The sequence below is a fragment of the Anabaena sp. FACHB-83 genome (genome assembly GCF_014697485.1).
Taxonomy (GTDB): Bacteria; Cyanobacteriota; Cyanobacteriia; order Cyanobacteriales; family Nostocaceae; genus Nostoc_B.
In genome coordinates this window covers 42,804-61,831 of sequence record NZ_JACJRY010000026.1, presented here as the reverse complement: position 1 = coordinate 61,831, position 19,028 = coordinate 42,804, and the positions used below count along the sequence as shown (strand labels likewise).

Sequence of the window (19,028 nt, the reverse complement as noted above, 5' to 3'; positions counted from 1 at the left end):
TCTTTAAGTCCCCCCAAGATATGTGCAACTTAACATTGAATTGGTATCAATTTCCTATTTACAATTTCCCTATTTCCTAAAGAATTTTTCTGCCGGTGAGAACTTCGCGCACTTCTAACATGGCAGAATAAGTAGGAAGAATGTGTAAAGTTTCGTTGTCTGCTGTATGCTTGAGGGCAGTTGCGATCGCTTGCTTCAAATCTTCCTCGACAATTAAGTTTAAGTTACTCTCCACAGACTTTTCGCTATAACGCAGACGTAAAGCCATATCATAAACGCGATCGCCACTCACCACAATAGTTCCGCCACGTTCGACTAATTTTTCTGTATCCACATCCCAAATCCAGGATACATCAGTCCCATCGGGGGTGCGATCATTTAACACCATCAATGTAGTTTTATCAGTACTTTGATTCACTACCCGAATCGTTTCGTTTGTCCCCACAGGATTTTTAGATAATAAAATTCTCACCTTTTTCCCATCAATAATTAAATCTTCCGCCCTACCGAATGCAGCTTGGAAATTATTAATAGTATCTTTAATTGTGGTTTCATCAACACCTAATTCGATAGCCGCAGTCACCGCCGCTAAAGTATTGTATTTGTTATACAAACCAACCAAAATTTGTCCCCATTCGCTACTTTCCAGGGTTGGTTTACTCTTGCTAAAACCGCAACTGGGACAAGTAAAATCGCCCAAGTGAGACAAATACACACCTTGATAATCTAAAGAATGTCCGCAATTAGGGCAATAAATAGAATCTACCGCGTGTTGAATTGATTCGAGGTATTGTTCTGGTTCATTCAAGCCAAAGAATAACACACGTTGCGGTAACTGCTGACCGAGGTGCGATAAAGTCGGGTCATCCGCATTGGGAATTACGACTGTTTCTTTGGGAAGTGTGGAAATTACCTTTGTCCAGCGTTTACTGATGGTATCTACTTCGCCGTACCTGTCGAGTTGGTCACGGAACAAGTTTAAACACAGAATAATACGTGGCTGGAGTGGTGTTAATACCTTGGGGACGATATTTTCATCTACTTCCAAAATGGCGTAGTCAGCAGCCAGCGTCCCCACCAAGTTGGTGTTTTCTAGTAAAGCTGTCATCAAGCCATTTTCTAAGTTTGCACCTGTAGAATTATGGGTGATGTGGTAGCCTTTACGTTCCAAAATAGTTTTTAACAGCAGCGACGTAGTTGTTTTACCATTCGTCCCCGCAATGATAATTACGCCATTTTTTACCTGCTGACTCAATAATTGCAACAGTCGAGGTTCTATTCGCCGTGCAATTGACCCTGGTAATACACTAGCAGCACCTAAGCGCAGCGATCGCACCGCAAATGTTACAGTTTTCGCCACCAATACCGCCAAACCAAGGCGCAGTCTATCTATCAGTTTAATTTTCTTGCCCACTTCTTTACCTGAATCTGCTCGTGTTTGCTAATTAATCTAGTTGCAAATTTAATCCTGTGAGTTTAGCGAATCCTGGCTCAAAAAGCCAGCGATAGGAAAGTGGGAAGTGTGAAAAAGAAATTTCAGACTTCAGACTTCATACTTCATCCGTAAGACGTTATCTTAAAAAATAGTGCGCGGGTGTAATTACTTATCCAGCCCAGGTTGCCGAATTCAGCACAAACTTACGACAAATCGTAGCTTGCAAGGTTCCTTTTGATGAATATTACAAAGTTGTTTTTTTTACAAAAACGTATGGCTGACTGGCGACGCTTGATATCGAAATGCCTGTTATTGCTTGTGTGTTTACTGATGTTCAGTATTCAACCGGCTTATGCTGGTATTAATGATGATAACTATGATGGCAATATGTTTGTCGTTTATGCTGGCAATGGTTCCTTAGTTCCACCCAGACAGACACTCGCACAGACTTTAACAGAACATAAACCTGCATTTTTAGCATTTTATGTAGATGACAGTAGCGATTGCAAAAAATATGCCATTGTAATTTCTCGCGTCCAAGAGTTTTACGGACGAGTAGCAGAGATCATCCCGATTGATGTTGATACAATTCCAGTCAAAGAAAAATATGATCCCACGGAACCAGGATATTACTATTCTGGGGGTGTGCCTCAAGTTGTAGTGTTTAATCAATCAGGGCAAGTATTGTTAAACAAAAAAGGTCAAGTACCCTTTGAGGAAATAGATGATAAATTCCGCGAAGTGTTTGATTTATTACCCCGTGCTGAATCTGTACAATTAAAGCGCCGTTCTTTTAATGAATTTAGCAGTGAGTTAGCCAAATAACTGCCAGGGTAGACTGAAGATGGTCTACCCTAATTTTTAGTACTGTGGGCTACTGCATCACCAATCAAGCAAAGGATAATGTTGAAATAACCGATTTTCACAAAAGCGCAAATTCATAGTCTCAAGTTCAAAACTATTGACCCTTGACTAATAACTGATGTCAAAAGTTTACACTACCGAAGAGCTAATCCAAATTTTGGCAGCCGAACGCCAAGCTTGTCTAAAAGGAGAGCGTCTGAAGTTAGAGGTAACAGTCTCTGGCAATCCTGTAATAGACCAGTTTATCAAAACCGAGGGGTTCCAAAAGTTTACTGCCTATCAAGATTTTAAAGCAGCTATTCACGATTATCAAAGAGAAAATCATGTTTCCGGTATTGTCTGGCGCGAAATGACAGTCAAAGGCAAAACTTTGCGCTATCCAGAAGTAGATACCGAATTAGTCGGGTTGACTAGTGATATCGCTATATTACAATCTGCCAAAGATGCGATATTGAATTTTTGGTATGAAGTAACCAGCGATATGGATTTATATTTAAGTTTTAATAACAGTAAGCAATATCAACAAATTACTACAGATGATGTCCAAAGAATTGCTCACAGAACTGAATGGGCAAGTTTATGGAAGTGGGAAAATCCTAACTTTTTAGAGATGATTTTACAGTTAGGATGGGGTAATCCCGAAGAAGCCAGATATAAACGCGGTAGACCACATTCTGGTAGTGAATATATTCATGCAGTCAATCCTGGTAATTTACCTATTGGTTAAGTACAAGACCCCCGACTTCTTAAAGAAGTCGGGGGTCTAAAACTCTGGAATTTCAAGAAACTACTCACTAAACTATTTTAAGATGTAGGCGATCGCCACAAGTCGATACTGGTAAATTTAAAATTAACACCTACCCTTTCAACGCTTTTCTAAAATTGCGGCGATAGGATTGATTAGCGATAAATAAAACAGGCCATAACAAAGATAAAGCAATCCGATTGAGTAAGGATGGTTGAAAGTTAGTCCTGGTAAATCCATTCCAAAACTTCCAACCTAAACCGACATAACCTACTAGCAAAAGTAATACGATTAATTTGCTCATGTTCAGGAACTCCATTCACTACTGACTAAATTTAAGTTAAGAATTGTCAAAATATCTCAGCAATTCTTAATTTATACTAACAAGCTAGAACTTAGCCATAATTTTCCGACCAGTTGAGGATGCGATCGCATATTCTCTGATTCCAGTGTAAATTAACATCCAGCATTGTTGCTATTTAACCATGAAGCTAAATTATAAAAATAAAAAGAATATACTATTCTAGATTTTTATGTTCTTTTTTCTACTTTCTTGCTACCTCAACAGTATGGGAAACTGGCATAATAAATGAACTCGATTTTTAGAAATATTTCTTCATTTTTCTAGACAGGCTACTGTGTTGAGTAAATATGCTTAACACTGACTAGATGTCTCTTGTGGAAGTTCCTGAACTCAGAACATCTATAAGACACTAAAGATAAAACCGACATATTTTCATAGCATTACAAGCAGCTAAGGCTGCAAATCAGGAGGATTTATGCGTGCAGTACTGATGGCAGGCGGTTCGGGGACAAGGCTTCGTCCTTTAACTTGCGATTTACCTAAACCAATGGTGCCGATTCTCAATCGTCCCATTGCTGAACATATTATCAATTTGCTCAAAAGACATCAAATCACCGAAGTCATTGCTACATTACATTATTTACCCGATGTTTTGCGTGATTACTTTCAAGATGGTAGTGATTTTGGCGTACAAATGACCTACGCGGTAGAAGAAGATCAGCCTTTGGGAACGGCGGGTTGTGTGAAAAATATTGCCGAACTACTAGATGAAACTTTTTTAGTAATTAGTGGCGATAGCATTACAGATTTTGATTTAACAGCAGCAATTGAATTTCATAAACAAAAACAATCAAAAGCGACTTTGATTTTAACTAGAGTTCCTAACCCCATTGAATTTGGCGTAGTAATTACCGACGAAGCAGGCAAAATTAAACGATTTTTAGAAAAACCATCTACAAGCGAAATTTTTTCCGATACAGTCAACACTGGAACATACATTCTTGAACCTGAAGTTTTAGATTATTTACCAGCTAATACCGAAACTGACTTTTCTAAGGATTTATTTCCGTTACTTTTAGCCAAAAATGAGCCGATGTACGGCTATATTGCCCAAGGTTACTGGTGTGATGTTGGTCATTTAGATGCTTATCGGGAAGCACAATATGATGCTTTAGATAGAAAGGTAAAACTTGAATTTGCTTATGAAGAAATTTCCCCCGGTGTCTGGGTAGGAGAGAATACTTTTATTGATGCAACAGCCCATATTCAAACTCCCGCCATAATTGGCGATAATTGCCGCATTGGGGCAAGAGTTCAAATTGAAGCGGGAACAGTTATTGGTGATAATGTGACCGTTGGGGCTGATGCTAACCTCAAGCGTCCAATTGTGTGGAATGGGGCGTTTGTGGGGGAAGAAGCCCAATTAAGTGCCTGTGTCATTTCCCGTGGTAGCCGCGTAGACCGCCGCGCCCATGTATTAGAAGCTGCCGTGGTGGGTTCGTTATCTACGGTGGGGGAAGAAGCACAAATTAGTACTAGTGTGCGTGTTTGGCCGAGTAAAAAAATTGAGTCTGGTGCAATTTTAAACATCAACTTAATTTGGGGAAATACTGCCCAAAGAAACTTGTTTGGTCAACGTGGCGTACAAGGTTTGGCAAATATCGACATTACCCCAGAATTTGCGGTGCGCTTAGGTTCGGCTTATGGTTCGATTTTAAAACCCGGTTCTAAAGTTACAGTATCAAGAGACCAACGGAACATTTCTCGGATGGTGACGCGATCGCTGATTGCCGGTTTAATGTCTGTAGGCGTTGATATTCAAAACCTTGATGCTACTGCTATCCCCATCGCCCGGACTGTGATTCCGATGATGTCAGTAGCTGGCGGTATCCATGTCAGAGTCCATCCCGATCGCCCCGACTACATCCTGATAGAATTTATGGATGACAAAGGGATTAACATTTCCAAAGCCCAAGAAAAGAAAATTGAAGGGGCATATTTTAAAGAAGATATGCGTCGGGCGTTGATTCATGAAGTTGGTGATGTGGCTTATCCCAGCCAAGTTATTGACAGTTACTGCACAGCCTTTGAAAAATTACTCCACGTTTCTACCCTCACCAACAGTCGCGCCAAAATCGTCATTGACTATGTTTATGCTGTCTCTGGGGCTGTTTTACCCCAAATGCTGGATAAATTCGGCGCGGATGCAGTGGTACTCAACGCCAGTTTAAATAAACACGCTGTCACCACGGCTGACCGCGAAGCCTTATTAACCCAGTTAGGTCATGTGGTGGAAGCCTTGAAAGCTAACTTTGGCGTGCAAGTCTCGGCCAATGGCGAACAGCTAATTTTAGTTGATGAATCAGGCTTTCCCATTCGTGGGGAAATGTTAACCGCCTTAATGGTGGACATGATATTGACATCTAACCCCAGAGGTACGGTAGTTGTGCCAGTTCACGCCTCTAGTGCGGTGGAACAAGTCGCCCGTCGCCATGATGGGAGAGTGATTCGGACAAAGGCTAACCCAACCGCCTTAATGGAAGCTTGTCAAAAAAATTCTAATGTAGTGTTGGGCGGTAGTGGCGACACTGGTTTCATTTTCCCCCAACTGCATCCGGGGTTTGATTCCATGTTCTGCATTGCCAAGATCATTGAAATGTTAACAATTCAAGAGCGATCGCTGGCTACTGCACGTTCCGAATTACCCCGCGTCATTCATAGAACTCAGACAATTCGCTGTCCTTGGACTGCTAAAGGTGCATTAATGCGCTACTTAGTAGAAACTCACCCAGCCCAAAACCTCGAACTCATCGATGGCGTGAAAATTGGTCAACCATTCGATGATAATTGGCTGTTAGTTTTACCCGATGCCAGCGAGCCATTAGTACATTTGTTTGCCAATAGTAGCGATCGCGATTGGGTAGACGACACCATTCGCAACTACCGCCACCGCGTCCAAACTTTTGTGGAAAGACAACAAGAATATCACCCAGCCGAAGTTTAACTTTGCTGGACAGGTGTGTAAGGGTGTAAAGAAGTTGAAAATCTATAGCGGTTCTCGGTTGGATGAGGTACATTTCAACCCCACCCCCAACCCCTCCCCGCAAGCGGGGAGGGGAGCGTTTGCGTCAGCAAATGCGGGGTGGGGTTCCAACTGTATTACAAGCAAGTAAGAACTGCTATATATCCTTACACCTTCCGCCTCCAGTAACTAAAGACCTGTAACCTGTAACCTACTACATTTCATACTTTAGACTTTATACTTCAGACTTTTTCCCATTTTTGAGGAAGATGTCAGCATCAAGGGTAATCATCTAGGTTGGGACAGTCAGGTAATTTAAGAACTACCCATGATTGATATTCAAGCTATTTCGATTCCTGAACCGCAAATTCCGACACCGCAACCCAACCCCCTACCCAGACCGGAACCGACACCACAACCAGTTATTCCCGAACCTGTACCAGAAACTGTACCTGCACCTATTCCGCAAACTGTTCCTGGGACAATTCCCCAAACCATACCTGAACCTGTTTGAATTATCTTAGTAGTTTGAGCCAAAATCTAAAATCTAAAATCCAAAATGCTAAGAGCCGGAATTGTCGGACTTCCCAACGTCGGAAAATCTACTTTGTTTAATGCCTTAGTAGCCAATGCGAAAGCGGAGGCTGCTAACTTTCCCTTCTGCACGATTGAACCGAATGTCGGCGTTGTCTCAGTACCGGATGAGCGGTTAAACGTGCTTTCGCAAATTGCTGGTTCTGTACAAATTGTCCCCGCCCGTGTTGAGTTTGTGGATATTGCCGGTTTGGTCAAAGGTGCGAGTCAAGGTGAAGGTTTGGGGAACCAATTTTTATCCCACATTCGAGAAGTTGATGCGATCGTTCATGTGGTGCGTTGTTTTGAGAATGATGATATTATCCACGTTGCCGGTTCGGTTGATCCAGCGCGGGATATTGAAATTATCAATTTAGAACTCGGTTTATCCGACTTAGCCCAAATTGAACGCCGTATTGAACGTACCCGTAAACAAGCCCGCACCAGCAAAGATGCTCAGTTTGAAATTACAGTTCTCGAAAAATTAGTAGCAGCCTTAAACGAAGGTAAATCTGTCCGTCAAGTCAGTTTAAATGAAGAAGAAGCAGCCATTATTCAAGGGTTAGGACTGCTCACCAGTAAACCGATTATTTACGCTGCCAATGTTTCAGAAGATGACTTAGCTACAGGTAATGAATTTGTCGAAAAAGTCCGACAAATTGCCTCACAAGAAAATGCTCAAGTCGTCATTGTTTCTGCTCAAGTAGAAGCAGAATTAGTGGAATTAGCTGAAGAAGACAAAGCAGATTTCTTAGAATCTTTAGGTGTGAAAGAAGGCGGTTTAAAATCTTTGATTCGCGCGACTTACACCTTGTTAGGTTTGCGGACTTATTTCACTAGCGGCCCCAAAGAAAGCCGCGCTTGGACAATTAATGCTGGTATGTCTGCACCCCAAGCCGCAGGTGTGATTCACTCTGATTTTGAACGCGGATTTATTCGCGCCGAAACCGTTGCTTACGATGATTTAGTAGCAAGTGGTTCGATGAAAAGTGCAAAAGAAAAAGGCTTAGTTAGAAGTGAAGGAAAAGAGTACATTGTCCAAGAAGGAGATGTCATGTTATTCCTATTTAATGTGTAGGTTAATATGAGGGTTTAGAGGTGAAGGGGTGTAAGGGTTCTAGATACATACACCCCCATACCTCTGTACCCTAGCCCTGTCAAGGTGACTTTTTTACCTGAGCTAAAAGCTTGGCAGTTGAGACGTTATAACCTGTTAATAATTGCTCTGACTTACCTCCAACAACTTCAATCAAACTTGCCATTGGTATGCCTATTTCTCTGACTTCCACCGGGATTTGGGTTACAGCTTTGTTCTTCTCTCATGCGATCGCCCCACTCTAGCCAATCGCAAGTTGAATATTCTGTAACCTGCAAGCGATCGCCTGATAAGATAATATAATTAAGATTGTTTACGCGCTTTTTGTGTCCTGTTTAAGACAAGCACTGACGATTATTAATGACTGTAACGGTCATTACCCCATTGCCGCTTCACCTTTTGATAATATTATCAACACTGTGACTTGTATTACCCTCTTAACGAAAGCGACCCTTTGGCAAGACTAAAGCCACAGATGCTAACTGCTCAGAAACTAGCAAAATTATTTACAAAATATGGAAACAGTAGATTGCCGCTAGGGTTGGGTAACAGCATCTTTTTTTCGGGAGTTGGTGTTCCAATGGACTTGACTTGACTAATACATTTACAAAATCATATCCGCGAGAGACTTGTATTGGTATAAGCATTTTCGTTAAGCTGGCAACCAAAGATGCAAAATAAGGTCTGAATTGCTTATAAGCGTAATTTTGGTTACGTAGTCATGAAGCATCTGTCCTTGGCTAATGACAGATGATTTATGACCAATGACTGTTTTTGACCCATACCCCACTTGAATAAGATAAAAATGGCAAACAACGAAGAATCACGCGGTTTAAAGTCTCTGTTTGATTGGTTTGCAAATCGAAAAAAATCAGGCTCTACCAACCTGGAACGACAAGAACGGGAAATTGCTGACGGGCTATGGCATAAATGTTCTCAGTGTGGTGTTTTAACCTATACAAAAGATTTGAGAGCTAATCAAATGGTCTGCGTCGAATGTGGACATCATAATCGGGTAGATAGTGATGAACGCATCCGCCAATTGATAGATAGCAATACTTGGCAACCGATAAATGAGCATTTGCGCCCGACCGACCCCTTACAATTTCGCGATCGCAAACCTTATAGCGATCGCCTGCGGGAAATGGAAACAAAACTCGGTCTTGTAGATGCGGTAAAAACTGGTTTAGGACAAATCAACGGAATGCCTGTAGCCTTGGGAGTAATGGACTTCCGGTTTATGGGTGGTAGTATGGGTTCCGTTGTTGGCGAAAAAATCACCCGCTTAATTGAACAAGCCACCGGACGACGTTACCCTGTAGTTATTGTCTGCACCTCTGGCGGTGCGAGAATGCAGGAAGGTATGCTTTCCCTGATGCAGATGGCAAAAATCTCCGCAGCTTTAGACCGCCATCGTGAAGCCAGATTATTGTACCTTCCCGTATTGACCAACCCGACCACAGGCGGCGTAACCGCTAGTTTTGCCATGTTAGGCGATATTATTTTGGCAGAACCCAAATCTACAATCGGTTTCGCTGGTCGGCGCGTCATTGAGCAAACCCTCCGCGAAAAATTACCAGAAGATTTTCAATCTGCGGAAGATTTACTCAAGCATGGCTTTGTAGACGAGATTGTGCCTCGTACTCAGTTAAAGAAAACTTTAGCACAGCTAATTGCTTTACATCAACCAGTTACAACAGCCCCTTCGATGATGCTGTGGGAGTCGATGACGTTGAGTTCTACAGCAGTTGAGTAATGAGGGAGTAGGGAATAGGGAGTAGGGAATAGGGTGATCGCAAGAACAAATACATAACTCCCCACTCACAACTCCCAACTCCCTTACCTTCCTGGTTCTTGCACAAAAAACAGTGGTACAAGTGCAGCTAGGCGCAACAAGCCAGAGAGGGCGAATAAGCCAAGTAAGCCGCCCCACAGGGCAAATTGAGCGATAAAACTGCCGATAGTTGTGCCTAAAGCGCCACTAGCACCAGCAACCGCAGCCGCGATCGCAAAATAAATTGACTGATTTTTCATGGGTGCGATCGCTAGTTGCAAATTGTTATTACACAAGTCAATTGCTGCCCAAGTTATGCCAGCCAAAATATGTAAAAGTGGCAACCATAGCCAAATATCAAGTTGACTGGCATTAATTCCCAACCACAAAATTGGTGTCAGCCCTACCAAAATTCCCACAAAAATTAAAATAGGCAAATTGCCTACCCGGTCTGCTAATTTGCCCCACCAAATCAGCATCAATAAATTTGCGCCAGCCTGTAAACTGCCGTACAGCGTTACCCAACTAACATCTATATTCAAAGTATCTAACATATAAAGGTTAAAGAAGGGTGCGCTCAAATGAACAGCAAACATCCATAAACTGATATAAATCAGAAATATTAAAAAATTGTAGTTTTTCCAAATACTAATAGTAGGTAACGTAACTAATTCATCTGTTGTGTTGTTTGGAGATATGGAAGCTAAAGAATTTTGCAATTGAGGATTGATGTCTATTTTGAAATATTGGCAACCAATACTAACAATGCCAAATATCACCCCAATTAACAGCACTATTCCATAGCCTTGAATATTTCCACCATCCCAATGAGATACGATTAAACCAGCCAAAGGCATACAAATTAAATTAGTCAAGCTAACCGCACTGTTACGAATCCCGAAATACCTACCGCGCAATCTTCGGGGAACAATTATGGCTAACCAACTCATCCAAGATGCACACCCCAACCCGCCTAAAAGATGAGTGGCTAAAACAATCAACAAGGTTAATACAACTAACTGTTGAGAAGTGATACTGCCCCAACTAAAGATAGCAATAGCGATCGCTAAAATGAGCCACAATAATCGAGATGTTCCGTATATCCCCAGCGCATAGCGAAAACGGCTAGTAGTACGTTCTGATAAATAAGCACCCAAAGGCTGAATCAGATTCACCAACATGGGTATAGAAGATAACAACCCAAACACCACCGGACTAGCATCTAATTCCACAAGGAAATTGCTAAGTAAAATACCGCCTGTAGTTATCGAAAAAACTGTTGCTAAAACAGCATCCACTGTAGAGGCGCGTAAACTAGTCCGAATAGCATCCTTGGGAAAACGAAAAGCAGGTTTTGGAGTTGGAACAAGAGTAGTTGGTGGGGTAACAATCTGGGGTATTTCCAGAGTTTCCAGAGTCAGAGAAGCAGCAGTTTCAAGCTGAACAGAATCCATAGTTGTTTTTGAAGTAACGCACCTCAGCGCAGTTTTGGTTATAATTTTTTGTTATTTTATCTTGCTTATTCTCAACAAAAATTCAGATTTATTAAACATCTGTCTTCAGCAACAGACGATATAAGTGAAGTGAAAACTTATGTCATCCATCTGTGAAAAGAATCAACTTGGGGAAATTTTTGGGTGTAGTTCTAGTGATGGCGATCGCTTTTATTAGCTGTCACCAGCTACCATTAACAACAACCAAAGCAGTCACCGTTAAACTGAGTGGCTGGGCTGGTTCTCAAGTTGAGCAAAAGCTATTAAAACAAGTTCTACAAGACTTTGAAGCCCAGCATCCCAACATCAAAGTTAAATATGAAGTTATTTCCGACCAATATATGGATGTCATCAAAACCCGTTTGGTTGGAGACGCAGCCCCTGATGTATTTTATCTTGATGCACTGGAAGCGCCTTTTTTGATGAGTCAAAATGTTTTGGAACCTTTAGATAATTACATTCAACCAGAATTTGACATAGAAGACTTTGAAGTTACCCTGTTAGATAGCTTTAAATATCAAAACCATATTTATGGGCTACCAAAAGACTATTCTACATTAGCTCTTTTTTATAACACAAAATCTTTGAATGCGGTGGGCTTAAATAGTCCTCCAACAAATTGGTCAGAACTGCGTTCTTACTCCCAAAAACTAACAAGCAAGCTCAACAAATATGGTTTTGGTGAATTACCTGAATTAGCACGACAAGTATATAAAATTAAAGCCTTTAATGGACGTGTTATTGATGAGAACGGTTACGCTACCTTTGCCAGCGAACAAAGTTTACAAGGTTTACAATTAGTTATCGACCAGTATCAAAAAGATAAATCATCCGCCCAAAAATCTGATGTTGGGACAAACTCAGGTAGCGAAATGTTTGGACAGGGTAAAGTCGCAATGGTGATTGAAGGTAACTGGGCGATTCCTTATCTCCAAGAAACTTTCCCTCAACTGGAATTTGCCACAGCAGAATTACCCACCATTAACAATCAAAAAGGCACAATGGTGTTTACTGTTGCCTATGTGATGAACAAGCAATCTCAGCAAAAAGCAGCAGCTTGGGAATTAATTTCTTACCTAACTGGTAAAGCCGGAATGCAAAAATGGACAGCTACAGGATTTGCACTACCAACCAGAAAATCGATAGCACAAAAATTAGGCTATGACAAAGATATTCTGCGAAAACCATTGGTTGCAGGGGTGAATTATGCAACACCGTGGCAAGTTGGTAAATATCCCGCAGCTATTATGAATAATTTTGATAATCAATTTGTCAGTGCTTTGTTGGGACAACAATCATTACAGCAAGCAATGTTAAAGGCGCAAACCACAGCTAATCAACAAATTAAACTGATGGAATAGTCTATGGGAATCCGGTTTGATTTCTGAATTTATTTGTGTAGGTAGGGAATAGGGAATGGGGAGTCGGGAGTAGGACAGAAGGCTGATCTGAATGTACTGATTTTTTTCCCAAATCAAATATGAGTCCCATAGCAGCGAAAAGTAAATGGTGTCCGATTTACTCAAGTTCATAGCATAAAGTAAATAAACAGCCAAGAAATAAATTTCTGGCTGCCAATTTAAATTAAGTTCAACTTTATCCTGTCTTCAATCGCAAGATTTACTCTGACTGAATGGGGTTATCTTTAGGGTTAACTAACTTCAGTAATTTCTGTTTAATCTGAGCGTCAAAAACTTCCCATTTCATCTTGGCGTAGGCTGGATTTTCGTTACTACCTGAGAGGAAACCCATTGGAATTTCAAAACCACCCGCACTGGTTCTACCACCGCCAAAAAAGCGTCCGGTGCTGTCTTGACCAAAGGCTTCTTTGATAAATTCATCGGGGTCGAGGGTGAGTTTGGTGGTTCGCAGGGAGCCGATGACAACTTCGAGTTCATCGTCTTCATCGTGAACAATACCGTAAACTACTGCGGTGTGGACGTTTTCTTCTGTGACTAAGAAATCAGCCGCTTGGGGAATCGCATCGCGGTCGTCGTAGCGCAGATAACCAACGCCGGCGATAGAAAAGTTATTCTGCACTATACGATTTTTTAGCGATCGCTCAATTACATCCATCACTCGCTTAGAACGGTTCGCCTGGAGAATCGCGTTTAATAATTGAGCATCATAAAATCGACTCAGGTAAGCAGCCGCCATAAAATCTTCTTCTTGTGCTTGCATCAGTCGATTTGTATCCGATCTCAAGCCGTGCATCAAGGCTGTAGCACATTTTACGTGTTGGCTAATGCTGCTGTCTAAAGCCAATAAACCTGACTGCAAATACTGAGTAAAAATCGTTGCTGTCGCTCTGACATAAGGACGGACATCAACAAACTCTGATTTAAGTTCTGATTGTAAGCTGTGATGGTCAATCACTGCTACTAAGGGTATGCCTGAATGCTGTACAGTCGCTAATAACTGACTGGTGGTTCCCTGGTTATCAATGAGTACAAAACCTTGATAACAAGACAAATCTTTAGATTTGACGTTTTGCGGTGTCCAACGCTGTGCAGGTAAATTTGTCAGCTTGACTAAGGCAATATTTTCCTGATGGCTCAACGTCCCAGCATAAATAATTTCACACTTAATATCATATTGTTGAGCAATTAGCTGGTAAGCCCACGCACATGAGAGCGCATCAGGGTCAGGAAAATCCTGCAAAATAATTAGCTGGCGCTCATGTCTATGGGCTAATAAGGTCTTTTGTAGTTCCTCTGCTTTTTGAAAAGTTAAGGAATTGTTACGTTGACTGAGATAAACACTCACCCCATCGCTGGTAGATGCTGGTAAGGATGGCCGATTCAGAGGTAGTTCAACTACTTCTTGGTGGTCTACCTCAGCATCTTCTGGATTGGGTTCTGTGGTCAATGAAAAACTCTCTGACTGCTTCAAGGAAGAATTTAGTTGCATAGAAAACATCTTTGTTAAGTGTGAGGCTGGATTGATTGAGAAAGTTACAATCAGGGTTTTACTGATTTAGCCACACATCTTGATCTTCGCAAAAATATAGAATACTTGGGATACGTATCTTGGTGTATTTTTTGTCAAGATAACCCGGCAAAATTTTATGAAGTTCTGCCAAATTACATATAACGGCAGAAAATCAATGTTTCAGCTTTGTGATCAAACTCTAATTTTTCCCTTCCCTAGACCATTCTCTCAGTTGGAGAGAATTTTTGACTCAAGTCTAGATTTTTTTGGTTTATGGATATACAATAAAAGACTGTTGAATTCTTTAGGCAGATGCCAGCACACTACTTTTGCAGCTACTGTCGGGTCATACCCATAAGCAGATGCAACTCCTGTATAGGATGCAACACCAATCATAGTAGTATGTGAGCAATCTAACCTACTGTTGCCCCAACTCAAACAAAACCATCACACCAACAATCAGTCATTGTGGCTGTGCTAACTAGGGTGGAATTATTAGTGTCAAAGACCTATCACATACTTTTGCCACTCTTGATGCAGCCCACTTTTAAGATGCTTACTAACCTCAAAATAGAGGCTGCTGTAAGGTTGGCGGGGTAGATGACGCAGTAGCATGTGGGCTTCTTGAGGCGTGCGATTGCCCTTTTTCACATTGCAACGGACACAAGCCGTAACGATGTTTTCCCAGGTATCGCCACCACCACGCGATCGCGGTATGACATGATCTAACGTCAACTCATCCCCTGTATAGCCGCAATATTGACAAGTGTGACCGTCACGGTGCAAGAGGTTCCGGCGAGTCAGAGGCATTTCCTTATAGGGAACACGCACGTAATGACGTAGGCGGATTACCGTTGGTAATGGAAAACCCGCGTAAAGTAGTCTGCCGTTGTGTTCGACTCGTTCTGCTTTGCCTTTAATTAACAAAACCGCAGCACGTCGCCAGCTCGTAATATTAAGCGGTTCGTAAGAGGCGTTTAAGACTAAAACCTTCCCCATTGATTAACGCTCAAGGTATTAGTTTTACATATATTAACACGATTCTCTTCTCCTTGGGAGATGAGAATAAATTATACTTCCGGAATAATTGAATAATTGTTGTATTTAAATTAGAAATTTGAAAATAAGAGCCGGAAAAGTTAAGTTGCACAGCACAATTTTGATGATAAATCACCAGTTAGCCTGATTTTGGGCAGAAATTTGCGGTATTAAGCAACACCTGTAAATTTTTATTAACTGGGGTTGATGATCTTTCCCAAACTCAAATACTTCTGATCTAAACATTCAATTGGTCTTAAGAAAAACTTTTCAATTAACACGGAAGTAGTTTATATGAGTATGAATATCTATTAGTGGTGGTGTGATAGGAGAACGGAAATATGCTGAGTCGTGATCAAATGACGGGTATTGCATCTAATCAACAGTGTGACACCTATGCGTGGTTTTCCCAGCGTGCGTGGGTAGAAATTGACCTAGAGGCGTTGTCACACAATGTCAAGCAACTAAAACAGTTGTTATCACCACGTACTCAGTTGATGGCGGTAGTAAAAGCTGATGCTTATGGGCATGGTGCAGTTACAGTCGCGCAAACAGCATTACAATCAGGTGCGAGTTGGTTAGGGGTGGCGACAGTCCCCGAAGGGATTCAATTACGAGAAGCAGGGATACAAGCACCCATATTAATTTTAGGGGCAACCCAGACACCAGAACAAATTCATGCGATCGCCCATTGGAAACTCCAGCCGACGTTGTGCAGTCCTAAACAAGCTTTAATTTTTTCCAATATTTTAGAAGCAATTAACTACGGTTCTCCTGTACCTGTACATATTAAATTGGACACAGGAATGTCACGGTTAGGGACTGATTGGCAAGTAGCAGCCGAGTTTGTGCAGTTAGTAGAACGCTTACCACATTTGACCATAGCCAGTGTTTACTCCCATTTAGCGACTGCCGATAGTCCTGATCCGGCAATTATGGCAGAACAGCATAGCAGATTTAAAACGGCGATCGCCCAAATTCAAAAAATCGGCATCAAAATTCCGAGCTTGCACTTAGCCAACACCGCCGCCACCCTAGCAGATTCCCAACTGCACTACGATATGGTCAGAGTGGGTTTAGGGGTTTACGGTCTTGCGCCTGCACCACATTTACAACGCAAGATTAACTTAAAGCCTGTTTTACAAGTAAAAGCGCGAGTTACCCAGGTGAAAACGATTGCGGCTGGAACTGGTGTTAGCTATGGTCATCAATTTGTGGCTGATAGAGAAATGCGTATTGCTGTTGTGGCTATTGGGTATGCGGATGGTGTACCACGTAACCTTTCTAACAAGATGGAAGTGTTGTTGCGTGGTCAGCGAGTACCGCAAATTGGCGCAATTACAATGGATCAGTTAATGATTGATATTAGCCAGCTTCCTGAGATTCAAGAAGGGGAAATTGTGACCTTACTAGGCGACCAAGGAAAAGAACAAATCACAGCTGATGATTGGGCTGCACAATTAAATACAATTTCTTGGGAAATTTTGTGTGGGTTCAAGCATCGCCTACCCCGTGTGGGAGTTATCTAGCATTCTTGGGAATGTTATGAGGGTGAAGTATACATAATTAGGACTAACGCATCAAAACGAAAAATCAAGGGTTTTGGTGAGGGTTTAGGGGTATAGGGGTGTACTTATTCAAAATTCTTACACCCATACACCCAATCTCCACGAATAATCTTTGTGCCTAAGTCCTGATAATTAATTATTTAAACTTCATCCTTTTAGTGTTTCTCTTCCTGGAAGAATATGCTATACTAGGGTAGTTGACTGATGCGGATGTGGCGGAATTGGCAGACGCGCTAGATTTAGGTTCTAGTTCCGAGAGGAGTGAAGGTTCAAGTCCTTTCATCCGCACTAAGTGTAAAAAAGCTATAAATTAAAGGTTTCAGGTATGAGCATTCTGGAACCTTATTTGTTTTTAGAGGAATAACGAACCACAGAGGCACAGAGGTTTCAGAGAAATAAGAGTTGAATAAATGTGATGAAAGGCGGGGAAAAGCGATCGCGATTCTGACTCATACAAGACGCATATATTCTTTTCCAGTCACTGTAATCTAAATACTAAATAGTAATCAAAAATGGGAATCTTGCTATGAGATACTTATTAATAGTTTGGGTACTCATACTAACGTTCATCTTTCCCAGTGAGGTACTTGCAGAAGCAAAACCCTCACATAACTTAATTCCTGGCTTGGGGACTTATCATCATCCAGTTTCCACCCAAAATCCTGAAGCACAACAGTTTTTTGACCAGGGATTAAACTTAGTTTACGGCTTTAATCATGATGAAGCGGTGCGTTCTTTTGAACACGCGGCGGAACTTGACCCAGAAATGGCAATGGCTTACTGGGGTATTGCTTTAGCTTTAGGGCCGAATATAAACGCCGTTATTACTACTGAAAAGGAACAAACGGCATATCAGGCAATACAACAAGCTTTGACACTGGCAGAGAAAGCACCAGTTCCCGAACAAGATTATATTGCGGCTTTGGCAAAGCGTTATGCTGCCAATCCTGATGCAGATTTGCAGGAATTACAGGTGGACTATGCCCAAGCGATGGCAAATCTCACCCAAAAATATCCTGATGATTTGGATGCAGCCACTTTGTTTGCAGAAAGTTTGATGGATTTGCATCCCTGGCAACTTTGGACACATGATGGTCAGCCGCAAGCAGATACAACAGAAATTGTCGCTGTTTTAGAATCGGTCTTGCAACGAAATCCCAATCATCCGGGGGCAAATCACTACTATATTCATGCGGTAGAAGCGTCTCTGCATCCAGAACTTGCCCTCGCCAGTGCAAAACGGTTGGAAACACTCGTTCCCGCCGCCGGACATTTGGTACACATGCCTAGCCATATTTATTTTCGTGTGGGAGATTATCAAGGGGCAATGCGATCAAATGCACAAGCGATCGCCGAGGATGCTGCTTATATCAGTAAAAATAAAATTCAGGGATTTTATGCCCAAATGTACTTTAGCCACAATGTACATTTTCTCATGGTGGCTAGTAGTATGGCGGGTAGATATCAAGATGCACTCCAAGCTGCTGATAAATTAATTGCCCACGCTAATTCTCTGGGTTCTCACATACCTCTGGTTGAGGGATTTTTGGGCAGTAAAATGCTGATACAGTCCAGGTTCAATGATTGGGATGCAATTTTACACACTCCACCACCAGATGCGACTTTGCCAACAACCACAGCACTTTGGCATTTTACCCAAGGTTTAGCTTATACAGCTACAGGCAATCTGCAAAGTGCGGCGGATGAAAGCAGCGCCTTACAAGTTGCAATCCAAAAACTTCCGCCTGGGGTGACTATTGGCTTTACTCCAGCTAATCGCATTCTTTATATCGCGCAAAAAGTTCTGGAGGGCAAAATTGCCAAAGCTAATCATAACTACAATTTGGCAATTAGATACTTAGAACAAGCAGTAGTAGCGGAAGATGCCCTTGATTATGTAGAACCACCAGATTGGTATTTGCCCACCAGAGAAGCATTAGGGGGTGTGCTGTTAGCCAAGGGTGATTATGCTACAGCCGAGAAAGTGTTTCGTGCTGATTTAGAAAAGTATCCCCATAATGGAAGGTCTTTGTTTGGTTTGCAAGCAAGTTTGCAAGCCCAAGGTAAAGATGATGCAGCTAAATTGACGCAGACTGAATTTATTACCGCATGGCAAAACACAGACACGCAGTTAAAAGTAGAAAATTTGTAAAAAAGAAGTGGGTGCGATCGCACCCACTCTGAG

The 19,028-nt window shown here is 41.8% G+C and carries 14 protein-coding genes and 1 tRNA gene; 10 read left to right on the top strand and 5 right to left on the bottom strand.

Translation table 11 applies throughout. The features are described from left to right. Nucleotides 1–76 precede the first annotated feature (76 nt). Complete coding sequence (locus H6G79_RS24795) at nucleotides 77–1,414, bottom strand: MurT ligase domain-containing protein (protein ID WP_190593402.1); 1,338 nt, start codon at nucleotides 1,412–1,414, stop codon at nucleotides 77–79. Between the two features lie 258 nt (nucleotides 1,415–1,672). Between H6G79_RS24795 and H6G79_RS24790 the strand changes: the two genes are divergently transcribed. Continuing rightward, complete coding sequence (locus tag H6G79_RS24790; protein WP_190593401.1) at nucleotides 1,673–2,260, top strand: thylakoid membrane photosystem I accumulation factor; 588 nt, start codon at nucleotides 1,673–1,675, stop codon at nucleotides 2,258–2,260. Between the two features lie 157 nt (nucleotides 2,261–2,417). Further along, nucleotides 2,418–3,026 (top strand): hypothetical protein, encoded by a 609-nt coding sequence (locus H6G79_RS24785; protein WP_190593400.1) that lies wholly within the window; start codon nucleotides 2,418–2,420, stop codon nucleotides 3,024–3,026. A 130-nt stretch (nucleotides 3,027–3,156) separates the two neighbouring features. Here H6G79_RS24785 and H6G79_RS24780 read toward each other — a convergent pair whose 3' ends face one another. Then, the gene (locus H6G79_RS24780) at nucleotides 3,157–3,348 is read right to left on the bottom strand and encodes a hypothetical protein (protein ID WP_190593399.1); all 192 of its coding nucleotides are present in this window, start codon (nucleotides 3,346–3,348) and stop codon (nucleotides 3,157–3,159) included. A gap of 475 nt (nucleotides 3,349–3,823) precedes the next feature. Here H6G79_RS24780 and H6G79_RS24775 point away from each other — a divergent pair, with 475 nt between their 5' ends. From H6G79_RS24775 to accD, 4 genes are all read left to right on the top strand, one after another. After that, complete coding sequence (locus H6G79_RS24775) at nucleotides 3,824–6,352, top strand: mannose-1-phosphate guanyltransferase (RefSeq protein ID WP_190593398.1); 2,529 nt, start codon at nucleotides 3,824–3,826, stop codon at nucleotides 6,350–6,352. Nucleotides 6,353–6,698: 346 nt separating this feature from the next. After that, on the top strand, nucleotides 6,699–6,884 hold the full coding sequence (locus H6G79_RS24770; protein WP_015112758.1) for a hypothetical protein: 186 nt from the start codon (nucleotides 6,699–6,701) through the stop codon (nucleotides 6,882–6,884). Nucleotides 6,885–6,929: 45 nt separating this feature from the next. Further along, nucleotides 6,930–8,021: a redox-regulated ATPase YchF gene (gene ychF / locus H6G79_RS24765; protein ID WP_190593397.1), complete on the top strand. Its 1,092-nt coding sequence runs from the start codon at nucleotides 6,930–6,932 to the stop codon at nucleotides 8,019–8,021. Between the two features lie 823 nt (nucleotides 8,022–8,844). After that, nucleotides 8,845–9,795, top strand: coding sequence for an acetyl-CoA carboxylase, carboxyltransferase subunit beta (accD, locus tag H6G79_RS24760; protein ID WP_190593396.1), 951 nt, complete (start codon nucleotides 8,845–8,847; stop codon nucleotides 9,793–9,795). An 83-nt stretch (nucleotides 9,796–9,878) separates the two neighbouring features. Here the strand turns inward: accD and H6G79_RS24755 are convergent, their stop codons facing one another. After that, nucleotides 9,879–11,267, bottom strand: a complete 1,389-nt coding sequence (locus tag H6G79_RS24755) for an MFS transporter (protein WP_190593395.1) — start codon at nucleotides 11,265–11,267, stop codon at nucleotides 9,879–9,881. A 197-nt stretch (nucleotides 11,268–11,464) separates the two neighbouring features. Here H6G79_RS24755 and H6G79_RS24750 point away from each other — a divergent pair, with 197 nt between their 5' ends. Continuing rightward, nucleotides 11,465–12,667 carry an ABC transporter substrate-binding protein gene (locus H6G79_RS24750; RefSeq protein WP_190593428.1) on the top strand — a complete coding sequence of 401 codons (1,203 nt, stop codon included), beginning with the start codon at nucleotides 11,465–11,467 and terminating at the stop codon, nucleotides 12,665–12,667. 259 nt (nucleotides 12,668–12,926) lie between these two features. Here H6G79_RS24750 and H6G79_RS24745 read toward each other — a convergent pair whose 3' ends face one another. Further along, nucleotides 12,927–14,216, bottom strand: a complete 1,290-nt coding sequence (locus H6G79_RS24745; protein ID WP_190593394.1) for a bifunctional oligoribonuclease/PAP phosphatase NrnA — start codon at nucleotides 14,214–14,216, stop codon at nucleotides 12,927–12,929. A gap of 522 nt (nucleotides 14,217–14,738) precedes the next feature. Continuing rightward, nucleotides 14,739–15,236, bottom strand: coding sequence for an HNH endonuclease (locus tag H6G79_RS24740; protein ID WP_062288673.1), 498 nt, complete (start codon nucleotides 15,234–15,236; stop codon nucleotides 14,739–14,741). A gap of 380 nt (nucleotides 15,237–15,616) precedes the next feature. Here H6G79_RS24740 and alr point away from each other — a divergent pair, with 380 nt between their 5' ends. The 3 genes from alr (at nucleotide 15,617) to H6G79_RS24725 (ending at nucleotide 18,995) form a co-directional block, all read left to right on the top strand. Then, nucleotides 15,617–16,804: an alanine racemase gene (alr, locus tag H6G79_RS24735; RefSeq protein WP_190593393.1), complete on the top strand. Its 1,188-nt coding sequence runs from the start codon at nucleotides 15,617–15,619 to the stop codon at nucleotides 16,802–16,804. Nucleotides 16,805–17,049: 245 nt separating this feature from the next. Then, a tRNA-Leu gene (locus H6G79_RS24730) sits at nucleotides 17,050–17,131 on the top strand. A 238-nt stretch (nucleotides 17,132–17,369) separates the two neighbouring features. Beyond that, nucleotides 17,370–18,995 carry a hypothetical protein gene (locus H6G79_RS24725; protein ID WP_190593392.1) on the top strand — a complete coding sequence of 542 codons (1,626 nt, stop codon included), beginning with the start codon at nucleotides 17,370–17,372 and terminating at the stop codon, nucleotides 18,993–18,995. The last annotated feature ends 33 nt before the right edge of the window (nucleotides 18,996–19,028 follow it).